4 protein-coding genes are annotated in these 2,610 nt (G+C 28.2%); all 4 read left to right on the plus strand.

The window, feature by feature from the left end; genetic code table 11:
* The first annotated feature begins 121 nt into the window (after positions 1–121).
* The 4 genes from MPF19_RS18760 (at position 122) to MPF19_RS18775 (ending at position 2,502) form a co-directional block, all read left to right on the plus strand.
* Positions 122–829 carry a thioredoxin domain-containing protein gene (locus MPF19_RS18760; protein ID WP_249989806.1) on the plus strand — a complete coding sequence of 236 codons (708 nt, stop codon included), beginning with the start codon at positions 122–124 and terminating at the stop codon, positions 827–829.
* A gap of 100 nt (positions 830–929) precedes the next feature.
* Positions 930–1,622: a DUF1963 domain-containing protein gene (locus MPF19_RS18765; protein WP_249989807.1), complete on the plus strand. Its 693-nt coding sequence runs from the start codon at positions 930–932 to the stop codon at positions 1,620–1,622.
* A 154-nt stretch (positions 1,623–1,776) separates the two neighbouring features.
* Positions 1,777–2,133: a hypothetical protein gene (locus tag MPF19_RS18770; RefSeq protein WP_249989808.1), complete on the plus strand. Its 357-nt coding sequence runs from the start codon at positions 1,777–1,779 to the stop codon at positions 2,131–2,133.
* A gap of 3 nt (positions 2,134–2,136) precedes the next feature.
* Positions 2,137–2,502: a hypothetical protein gene (locus MPF19_RS18775; protein ID WP_249989809.1), complete on the plus strand. Its 366-nt coding sequence runs from the start codon at positions 2,137–2,139 to the stop codon at positions 2,500–2,502.
* Positions 2,503–2,610 lie beyond the last annotated feature (108 nt).

The raw sequence follows: 2,610 nt of genomic DNA on the forward strand, positions 1-2,610 counted from the left end.
GCTTAATCAAAGTTTGTTGCATTTCTGTCAACTTCTATTTTCCTTCGGAAAATAGCCGTCGACTTAAAACGCAACTTTCCATACAAAACAACGTTAGCTGTAATTAAAAACAAATCCAAGAATGAAAAAGAAAATTCTTATTACTATATTATTTTTTACTGTATCAATAACTTTTGGTCAAGACAAAATAATAACTCGAAAGTTTACAACTACTCAAGTTGAAAAAATAGACTTTACGAAGATTTATAATAAAAAAACAGGAAAAAAAATAAAGAAAGATGATTTCATTAAGATAGTCGGAAATAATCCAAATCTACAATTAGAAGAAATTATTGGAGTTGATGGAAAAATAGATAAATATTTAGTAAACTTATCTAAAAAAAGTAACTCAACAATAAACAATAGAAAAAATGTTATTGTTAAAGGAGAATTATTTCCAAATTTTATAGCACAAACAATTAATAAAAGAAAAATTGAATTAAATAAACTCAGAGGAAAAATTGTTATTTTAAGGTTTGAATTAGAAGCAAATAGTTTTAGGTTTAAAAAACAAGAAATTAAACAAATTGACAACTTGATTAATAAAGTTAAAAACAAAAGAGAGAAAGTTAAGGCAATCATTTTCTTTGCTTCAAATGAATTAGATATAAAAAAAGGTTTTGATTTAACAAATTCAAATTTTGAATTAATTCCTAATGGTTTGAATTTTCAAGAAAAATTTTCTATAACACGATTTCCAACTACAATTGTAATCGATGAAAATGGAAAATTAGTTGAATATTATAACTTTATAGATGATATGAATCTAAACAATTTAATTACCGAATAAACTACAGCTAACACCGTATATAATTTATTGCTGGCTTATCGCCTACTTACGAAAGTCCTCGCGGACTTTCTTGGTCGTAATTATTTACTAAATTAGTTGCTTGAAACACGCAACAAACCATATACAACAACGTTGTAGCCAATATCCCGAAATGAAAAACCAGAGTTATCATATAGTTTTTGACAAAGAATATTATTTCCCAAAAAATAATTTCGGTCAAAGAAATAATCAACATCCTTCGTGGCCTCTAAAACCTTTTGAAGAGACTGAATTAATGTTTGGTGGTTTAATAAAAAATAAACTTAATCGTTTGATTGAATTTGACAAAAGTTTTTTAGCAAATGGACAAGAATTAAAAAACCAATCGTTCGGAATCAATTTTAAGGATTTTTTTAATGTTCAAATAAATGGAGAAAATCTTTTCTACAGACATTTAGAAAACGGAGAAATTGAACGAATAAACAAAACAATCAAAATTGGAATAGATTATTCAAATCATCCTTTAAAAGAAACAAAAATAAAAGTTGTAAAAACACCAGAATCGCTTCTAAATCAAGAATGGGAAGGAAATTGTAATAAAATAGGTGGAAATCCGATTTGGGTTCAAAAACCTGAATTTTTAACTTGCCCAAGTTGTAAAAAAGAAATGACTTTCATCTTTCAATTAGACAGCGGAATTCCCGATTTAAACGCAAATAACAATTACGAAATAATGTTTGGAAACGATGGGGTTTGTTATACTTTTTGGTGTAATGAACATAAAATTAGCGGATACCTATGGCAATCGACATAAAAATACTGGCTACAACACCATATATAATTTATTGCTTGCTTTTTGCTTACTTACGAAAATCCTCGCGGATTTTCTTTGTCAGTAATTATTTATTAATTTAGTGTTAAATTCACGCAACAAACCATATATAAACACGTTGTGCACTATTTAAAAAATGACCGAACTAACCAAGAAAATATACTATGCTGACCAAAATATTCTAAATAGAATAGAATCGGAATTTGAGCTTATTGAAGGAAAGGATTGGTATAAATTATATCAGAATAAAGTGGACAATTCGTATTGGCGACTTGACGTATGGGACAAATATCAGGAGCAATTTTTTGTTCGACTTGAATCGACCGAGAATTGGACTGAATATGACGACCAAAAATTGAGAATGGAATTATTAAAAACGCACCGTGGAACGACTGACCAAATATGTGTTTGGAAAAACTGTGACAAAAAGGCTCTGAATGAAATGACCATTTGCGAATTTCACGCTTATACAGAAATGGGATTAAGAAAATAAAAGATGGAGCAAGACACTCAACAAACATACGATTTGATTTGCTTTACAGATTTAGCATATGAATTTGACTTTTCGGACAAAAAAGAAGCTGAAAACAAAATAAAAAGACGTTTAAAATATTACAAATTAGGAAATTATAATCAAGAACGCATAGAATATATAAGAGTCTTAAAAAATGACCTTTATGCCGAAATATCTTTGGAAACTAAATCAAAATACTTTCAAAAATCAAAAAGTAATTATGCGGATTTAGAAGATTATAAGTTTGAAAAAATGAAAATAGATTATTTGAAAAAATACGATTTGATAAGCGAAAACGATATGAATGGAATATTAAATTTTGCGATTTATTTATATCATATGCGATAAAAAAACAGTGCACAACACCGTATATAATTTATTGCTGGCTTCTCGCCTACTTACGAAAGTCCTCGCGGACTTTCTTGGTCGGTAATTATTTACTAAATTAGTTGCTTG

The sequence above is a fragment of the Polaribacter sp. Z014 genome (assembly GCF_023555435.1).
GTDB lineage: Bacteria > Bacteroidota > Bacteroidia > Flavobacteriales > Flavobacteriaceae > Polaribacter.